General features: G+C 73.2%; 9 protein-coding genes. 6 read left to right on the top strand and 3 right to left on the bottom strand.

Annotation, left to right across the window (positions count from 1 at the left end; genetic code table 11):
* The 5 genes from HW578_RS20685 to fabG form a co-directional block, all read left to right on the top strand.
* The coding region (locus HW578_RS20685; protein ID WP_198372607.1) for an MMPL family transporter at window positions 1-427 on the top strand (427 nt) is incomplete at its 5' end.
* A 5-nt stretch (window positions 428-432) separates the two neighbouring features.
* On the top strand, window positions 433-1,623 hold the full coding sequence (locus HW578_RS20680) for a beta-ketoacyl-ACP synthase (protein WP_198372606.1): 1,191 nt from the start codon (window positions 433-435) through the stop codon (window positions 1,621-1,623).
* Complete coding sequence (locus HW578_RS20675; RefSeq protein WP_198372605.1) at window positions 1,620-2,408, top strand: beta-ketoacyl synthase chain length factor; 789 nt, start codon at window positions 1,620-1,622, stop codon at window positions 2,406-2,408. Before HW578_RS20680 ends, HW578_RS20675 begins: the two co-directional genes overlap by 4 nt.
* A complete protein-coding gene (locus tag HW578_RS20670; protein WP_198372604.1) occupies window positions 2,405-2,830 on the top strand; it encodes a phosphotransferase in 426 nt (141 codons plus the stop codon). Before HW578_RS20675 ends, HW578_RS20670 begins: the two co-directional genes overlap by 4 nt.
* Window positions 2,827-3,531, top strand: coding sequence for a 3-oxoacyl-ACP reductase FabG (gene fabG, locus HW578_RS20665; RefSeq protein WP_198372603.1), 705 nt, complete (start codon window positions 2,827-2,829; stop codon window positions 3,529-3,531). The genes HW578_RS20670 and fabG overlap by 4 nt, the downstream gene beginning before the upstream one ends.
* Before the next feature lie 154 nt (window positions 3,532-3,685).
* Here fabG and HW578_RS20660 read toward each other — a convergent pair whose 3' ends face one another.
* On the bottom strand, window positions 3,686-4,165 hold the full coding sequence (locus tag HW578_RS20660) for a hypothetical protein (RefSeq protein ID WP_198372602.1): 480 nt from the start codon (window positions 4,163-4,165) through the stop codon (window positions 3,686-3,688).
* Entirely contained in the window at window positions 4,162-4,947 is a 786-nt protein-coding gene (locus HW578_RS20655; RefSeq protein WP_198372601.1) for a glycosyltransferase family 2 protein, read from the bottom strand. The genes HW578_RS20660 and HW578_RS20655 overlap by 4 nt, the downstream gene beginning before the upstream one ends.
* Window positions 4,948-5,007: 60 nt before the next feature.
* Between HW578_RS20655 and HW578_RS20650 the strand changes: the two genes are divergently transcribed.
* Window positions 5,008-6,339, top strand: a complete 1,332-nt coding sequence (locus HW578_RS20650) for an NAD(P)/FAD-dependent oxidoreductase (RefSeq protein ID WP_198372600.1) — start codon at window positions 5,008-5,010, stop codon at window positions 6,337-6,339.
* Here HW578_RS20650 and HW578_RS20645 read toward each other — a convergent pair.
* Window positions 6,340-7,029 (bottom strand): YdcF family protein (locus HW578_RS20645; RefSeq protein ID WP_232479165.1); only part of this gene is annotated, 690 nt, incomplete at its 5' end.

Here is a 7,029-nt window from a genome sequence, read left to right as displayed (position 1 = left end):
GGCGCTGCGCTGGGCGGCGCTCGGCGGCGTGGCCGTTCTGCTGCTGCTCGCGGCGGGGCGCGGGCTCGTGGGCGGGGCGCGGATCGCGCTCGGGCTCGCGGGCGCGCTGCTGCTGACCTTCGCGGCCCTGGCCGCGCTGGGCGAGGCGATCACCATCTTCCACCTGACCGCGGCGCTCTTGCTGGCGGGCGTGAGCATGGACTATGCGCTGTTCATGTCTCGTTCCGAAAATAGCACCGGGGAGGAGGCGGCGCGCATGCTGGGGTCCGTCATCGCCTGCATGGTGACCACGCTGCTCACCTTCGGGTTGCTTGCGCTGTGCCGCACGCCGGTGCTGCACGCCACGGGGCTCACGGTGTCGATCGGCGTGGCCTGCGCCTTCCTGCTGGCCTGCGCGCTGGCGCCGCGGCGCCGCATGACCATCTGATCCGCATGCCGAGGCTGCGCATCACCGCCATCACCGCGAGCAGCGCCATGGGCGTGGGGCTCGATGCAATGCGCTCGGCCCTGCACGGGCGGCAGGGTGGCCTGACCCCGTGCGACCTGGCAGGCATGCCCGCGGGCATCTGGATCGGCCGCGTGCGGGCGGCCGAGGCGATCGCCCCGCCCGCGCCGCTCGCTGCCTTCGCCTGCCGCAACACGCGGCTGGCGGAGCTGGCGCTGCGCCAGGACGGCTTCCTGGCAGCGGTGGAAGCGGCGGTTGCGCGCCATGGCGCGGCGCGGGTCGCGGTGGTGATGGGCACCTCCACCTCCGGCATCGAGGAAACCGAGCAGGCCTGGGCGCGTCGCGGCGACGGCGCGGATGGCGCACTCGCCGGCTACGACTACGCGCGCACGCACGACCTGCACGCCCTGCCGCGCTATGTCCGCGCGCGGCTCGGCCTGGCGGGGCCCTGCGTATCGATCTCCACCGCCTGCACCTCCGGCGCCCGCGCCTTCCTCGATGCCGGCACGCTGATCGCAGCGGGCCTGGCGGATGCGGCCGTGGTGGGCGGGGCCGACACGCTGTGCCGGCTCACGCTGCACGGCTTCGGGTCGCTCGAGCTGCTGGCGAAGGGACCGACGCGCCCCTGCGCGGAGGACCGCGACGGCATCAGCATCGGCGAAGCGGCGGCCTTCGCGCTGCTGGAGCGTGCCGGCCCTGGCGACGAGGGCGCGCTGGGCCTGCTCGGCGCGGGCGCGTCCTCCGACGGGCATCACATGTCATCGCCCCATCCGGACGGCCACGGCGCGGTGGCGGCGATGCGCGCGGCGCTGGACAGCGCGGGGCTCACGCCGGCGCAGGTCGACTACGTCAACATGCACGGCACCGGCACGCGCGCGAACGACGCCATGGAGGACCGCGCCATTGCGCACCTCTTCGGCGACGCGGTGCCCTGTTCCTCCACCAAGGGCTGGACCGGGCACACGCTCGGCGCCTCGGGGGCGCTGGAGGCCGCTGTAGCCGCGATCTGCGTCGAGGACGGGCTGGTGCCCGGCTGCCTCGGCGTCGATCGCCCGGACCCGTCCTTCACCGCGCGCATCGCGGTGGAGAACAGCGCCGCGCGTGTCGATCGCGTGCTGTCCAATTCCTTCGGCTTCGGCGGCAGCAACTGCGCGCTTGTGATCGGGCGGTTGCCGTGACGTTGTCCGTCGGCATCGCCGGCATCGGGCTGCTCGCGCCGGGGCTGGCGGGATGGGCGCAGGCGGCGCCGGTGCTGGCCGGGCGCGTGCCACACGAATCCGCGCCGCTGACCCCGCCCGCGCCCACCCTGCTGCCCGCGACCGAGCGGCGACGCACCGGCCCTTCCGTGCGCCTCGCGCTGGCCGTGGCGATCGAGGCGGTGCAGGACAGCGGCCTGGTACCGGAGGAGCTCGACACCGTCTTCGCCAGCTCGAATGGGGAAGGCCAGGTGATCACCTCGATCCTGGAGGCGCTGCACACGCCGGATGGCGCCATCTCGCCCACCCAGTTCCATAATTCGGTGCACAATGCGGCGGCGGGGTACTGGGGCATTGCGGTCGGGTCGTCGCGGCCCTCGGTGAGCCTCGGCGGGCATGACGGGGTCTTCGCCACCGGGCTGCTCCATGCGGCGGCCCAGGTGGTGGCGGGCGGACAGGCGGTGCTGTTCGTCGCGCATGACGTGCCGCTGCCGCCGCCGCTCGATGCGCTGCGTGTCACCACCGAGCCTTTCGCGATGGCGCTGGTGCTGGTGCCCGGCCCGGGCCGGCACGGTTCGCTGCGCCTCGCGCCGCAGCCCGGCGCGGCCGCGCTGCCCGACCTGCCAGGCAGCCTGGTGGCGCTGCATGTTGCGAACCCCGTGGCGCGCGCGCTGCCGGTCCTGGCGGCGCTCGCCGGTGGCCGGGCTGCCGCGCTCGATGTGCCGATGCTCGAGGATGCGCGGCTGCACCTGGATGTCGTGCCGTGACGCTGCCGGCGACACGCGCGGCGATCGCGCGCCTCATTCCCCACCAGGGTGCGATGTGCCTGCTGGAGAGCGTGTCCGCCTGCGACGCGCAGGGCATCGCCTGCGCCAGCGCGACGCATCGCAACCCCGCGAATCCGCTGCGCCGCGAGGGCGTGCTGCCGGCGATCTGCGGTGTCGAATACGGGTTGCAGGCGATGGCGTTGCATGGCGCGCTGACCGCCGGCGCACCCCAGCCGCCGGGCTTCGTGGCGGCGCTGGCGGGCGTCGAGCTTTCGGCCGACCGGCTCGACGATGTGCCGGGCGCGCTGGAGGTGACGGCCACCGCGCTGTCGCGCGAGACGCGGGGCTTCATCTACGCCTTCGCGGTGGCGGGCGGGGGCCGGGTGTTGGTGGCCGGGCGCGGGACGGTGGTGCTGGCATGATCCGCGCCCTGGTGACCGGCGGCGCCAGCCCGATCGGCGAGGCCATCTGCCGCGCCCTGGCGCGCGACGGCCATCGGGTGATCGTCCATGCCCATGCCAGTCGCGACCGGGCCGAGGCGCTTGCGGCGGAGCTCGGCGGCACCGCCACGACCTTCGACATCGCCGATCACGACGCGGCGCGTGACGCCTGCGAGGCGCTGCTGGCGCACGGCCCGATCCAGGTGCTGGTGCACAATGCCGGCGCGCATGACGACGTGCCGATGGCGGCGATGACCCAGGCGCAGTGGCAGCGCGTGATCGGCGTGTCGCTCGACGGCTTCTTCCATGTGGCGCGGCCGCTGCTGCTGCCGATGATGGGCACGCGCTTCGGGCGCATCGTCGCGATGTCCTCCGTCTCGGCCATCATGGGCAATCGCGGCCAGGCGAACTACGCGGCCGCCAAGGCCGGGCTGATCGGGGCGGTGCGCGCGCTGTCGCTGGAATGCGCGCCGCGCGGGGTGACGGTCAATGCGGTGGCACCCGGGCTGATCGACAGCCCCGCCATCGCCGCCGCGGTGCCGCCCGAGGCGGTGAAGCAGATGGTGCCCGCCCGGCGGCTCGGCCGGCCGGGGGAGGTGGCCGATCTGGTGGCCTTCCTGTGTTCGGACCGCGCCGGCTACATCACCGGGCAGACGGTGTCGATCAATGGCGGGATGGCCTGATGCCGAACGCACGAAATTCCGGATTGCGGCCCCGAGGGCCGAGCGCGCGAATGCGCACCGCCGAAAGTGCGGCGAAGCCGAGGGCCGCGGATGCGGCCCGCCCGGCGACTGAGGGGCGCGAAGGTGAAACCTTCGTGCGCCTTGTATGGGCGGCCTATTCCTGGCTGACCACCGGCCCCGAGACCGGCACCGCGTCGCTGCCGCCGCGCCCGCCGCCGCCCGAGATCGGCAGCCCTGCGCCGCTGCCCTGCAGGATGGCGCGTTCCAGCGCGCGGACTCGCTCGTTGTAGGCCTGGTGGATCTGCGCGCCGTTGTAGTCGAGGTTCACGCTGTTCACGTAGCGGATGGTAAAGGTGCGGATGTCGAAGGCGATGTCCACCGTCATCTGGTGGCTGCGCCAGGTGTTGGTGGCGCGCAGCAGGCCGGGACGCATGGCCTGCACCGACCAGCCGCCCTGCGATGCGGCGGCGCGGCGGATCAGCGCCTCGCGCTCACTGAGGGAGCCGCGGCCCTGGAACTGGCCATCGGTGCTTTCGTAAATCGGCTCGGCGCGGCAGGCGCCGAGCCCGACCCCGCCGCCCACCGCGACGACGACCGGCACGACGCTGCGCAGCATGGAACGGCGATCGATCAAGGCTTCGGTCCCTCCTCCTGCCGGGGGCGGCCGGCCAAGCAGCGGTAGAGCCCGGCCGGATCCATCCCGCGGGCGAACAGCTTGCCCGCCACCATCATCACGATGCCTGCGATATCCGCAACGGGCCTGAAGTGGCTGGCCCGCTGCAGGGTGCCGGCATAGAGCGCCGGGATATCGGCCGCGACGGTCGTAATGCCATGCCGCGCGGCGTCAATCAGGATTTCGCTTTCAAAGGAGAAGCGCCGCGCGCGGCCCTCGTAGCGGTCGAGCTCGGCCAGCGCCGCCGCCGGATAGATGCGGAAGCCCGACTGGCTGTCCGCCACGGGGTGCCCCGCGGCCCAGGATATCCAGAAATCCGCCACCCGGTTGGCGCGCCGCCGGGCCGCCGGCTGGCCCTGGGCGTGGCGGCGCGATCCGATGACGATGCGATCCTGCCGCGCCAGGGCGGCCAGGCGCGGCAGGTCCTCCGGCCGGTGCTGACCGTCGCCGTCCAGCGTCACAACGAAGGCGGCCCCGCGCACCAGGGCCGCGCGCATGCCCCGGCGCAGCGCCGCGCCCTTGCCTTCGTTGCCGGGGGCGCTGATCACCTCGGCGCCGGCCGCAGCGGCGATGGCACCCGTGCCGTCGGTGGAGCCGTCATCGACCACCAGCGGCACGAGGCCAGGCAGTGTGGCGCGCAGTCGGGCAACCAGCGCGGCGATGGTCGCGGCCTCCTGGAAGGCCGGCACCACCACGGCGAGGCCCGGCGGTGGCGAAAGGTCCGTGGCGGTTGCGTCTGTCACCGTTTGTCGTTTGAAATGCCTGAGCGACCCTACAACCGAAGCGCACCGGAACCCAGGGCCATGCCGCTCGACGCCACGCCAGCCCCGCTCGTGGGGGAGACCGCCTGCGACGTGCTGATCATCGGCGGTGGGCCGGCCGGGTCCACCGCCGCGACGCTGCTTGCCGAGAAGGGCCGCACCGTCGTCCTGCTCGAAAAGGACCACCACCCGCGGTTCCACATCGGCGAGAGCCTGCTGCCGCTGAACCTGCGCATCTTCGAGCGCCTGGGCGTCCAGGACGAGATCGCGGCGATCGGCGTGCACAAGCCCGGCGCGCGCTTCGTCTCGGACGAGCACGGCAAGCACACCGCCTTCTCCTTCGCCGCCGGGTTGAACCAGGACTACACCTATTCCTACCAGGTACGCCGCAGCAGCTTCGACGAGGTGCTGTTCCACCGCGCACAGACGGCCGGCGCCGATGCGCGGGAGGGGATGCGCGTGCTGGATGTCGCGCTGGATGCGCGCGGCGGCCACCGTGTGTGCGCGCGCAACGAGGCCGGCGCGATGCACGCCTTCCGCCCGCGTTTCGTGATGGACTGCTCGGGCCGCGACACGGTGCTCGCCACGGCCATGGGCAGCAAGGCGCGCAACCCGCACAACAACACCGCCGCGATGTACGGGCATTTCCGCGGGGTGGCACCGTTCGGCGAGGCCGAGGACGGCAACATCACCATCCACCTTTTCGACGAAGGGTGGTTCTGGATGATCCCGCTGCCTGACGGCGTGATGAGCATCGGCGTCGTCTCCAACCCCGGCTTCTTCAAGCGCCGGCGCGGCGAGGTGCGCGACTACTTCCTAGAGACGCTGCGCGCCGTGCCCTCCGTCGCGCGGCGCATCGCGGATGCGGAGCTGGTCAGCGAGGTAACCACCACTGGCAACTACTCCTACGCCTCGAAGGTGATGCATGGGGATGGCTGGCTGATGGCGGGCGACGCCTATGCCTTCATCGACCCGGTCTTCTCCTCCGGCGTGCTGCTGGCGATGGCGAGCGCGGAGATGGGCGCCGAAGTGGCCGATACCTGGCTGGATGATCCTGCGCGCGCGGCGCCGATGGCGCGCGCCTTCGAGGCCAAGGTGAAACGCGCGATCGGATCGCTCTCCTGGCTGATCTACCGCATCAACACCCCGGTGCTGCGCGACATGTTCATGGAACCGCGGAACCGGTTCCGCATGCGCGAAGGCCTGGTCAGCCTGCTGGCCGGCGACGTGCACGCCAATGCCAACCGGCAATTGCCCGTGCTGGCCTTCAAGGCCGCCTTCTATGCGCTGTCGCTCGCCTATCGGTTCGGCTACCGGCTTGGGCCGCAGGGGCTCACGAAGGCCGCGCCACGCGCGCTGGCGCCGGCGGAATAGTCACGCGCCGATCCTCTCCAGCCAGGCACGACGCCGCAGCAGGCGCGACAGCCAGCGCCCGGTGACATACCAGTGCACCATGAAGCCCTCGGCCGCGAGGGCGATGGGGTTCGCCGCGATGGCGTCCTCGGCCGCCACGGGCGTTGGCGCCAGGCCCAGCCCCCGCGCCATCAGCAGCGCCCGGTGCAGATGCGCGCGGCTGGTGACCAACGCCTCGTTCGCCCCGCCGCCGCCGCCGGCACGGTGGTTCGCCAGATTCTCGAGCGTGTGGCGCGATCGGGTCTCGAGGCCGATGCGCGCGGGATCGAGGCCGCGCGCCACCAGCCAGTCGCGCCCCGCCTCGGCCTCGCTCAGGGCGCCGGGCGAGGTCTGCCCGCCCAGCAGCAGCACACGCGCGCGAGGCATGGCGCGCGCCAGCGCCAGCGCACGATCGAGCCGCGCGGCGAAGACCGCCGAGACCGCACCGTCCGCCAGCCGATGCCCCAGCACCAGGATGCGCGCGGGTGCGGCGGGCGGGGTGAGCGGCGCCTCCCGCGCCGTGCGCGCCACCGCCCGCATCGCGAGCAGTGGGGCGATGCCCAGCGTCAGCCCCGCCACCGCCAGCGCGGCCAGCAGCGTGATGGCGCCGTCATGGCCGAGGAAGGGCGGCGCGCGTCCCGTCACGCCCCCAGCCGCGCGGCTCACGCCGCG

The sequence above is a fragment of the Roseomonas rosulenta genome (assembly GCF_016106005.1).
GTDB lineage: Bacteria > Pseudomonadota > Alphaproteobacteria > Acetobacterales > Acetobacteraceae > Neoroseomonas > Neoroseomonas rosulenta.
The sequence above is the reverse complement of the archived record's forward strand: the minus strand, read 5'-3'. Positions and strand labels throughout refer to the sequence as shown.